Annotated in this window: 2 pseudogenes; one reads left to right on the top strand and one right to left on the bottom strand. The window is 60.4% G+C overall.

Annotated features, from left to right (window positions below):
• Positions 1–29: 29 nt before the first annotated feature.
• Positions 30–116, top strand: a pseudogene (locus tag V0R37_RS22180) (hypothetical protein); the annotation flags it as partial.
• 71 nt (positions 117–187) lie between these two features.
• Here V0R37_RS22180 and V0R37_RS22185 read toward each other — a convergent pair.
• A pseudogene (locus tag V0R37_RS22185) lies at positions 188–262 on the bottom strand (hypothetical protein); the annotation flags it as partial.
• Positions 263–273 lie beyond the last annotated feature (11 nt).

Genomic DNA, 273 nt, shown 5'->3' on the forward strand with positions numbered 1-273 from the left:
GAGGCTCTGCCGTGCTCAGCAGCCTGCCCATGAGCTGGGCTTTTGCCAACGGCGCTTTGGAAACCACGTCGGCCAAACTCGGCTTCATTGCGCTGCCGGATGCAGCGCCGCTGTTCGTGGCCGATGAAAAAGGATTTTTTGCCAAGCACGGCATGGGCGTCAGGTTGTGTGCGCCATCGATCCCGTTACGCTGGGAACCCAGTACCAGGTTGTCTCGGGTGGTACCCCAGGAGGACTGCTTGAGAACCTCCACATCGGTCATGCCGTGCTTGG

It is taken from the genome of Pollutimonas rozaliensis (genome assembly GCF_048751585.1).
In the GTDB taxonomy this organism is placed as follows: Bacteria; Pseudomonadota; Gammaproteobacteria; order Burkholderiales; family Burkholderiaceae_B.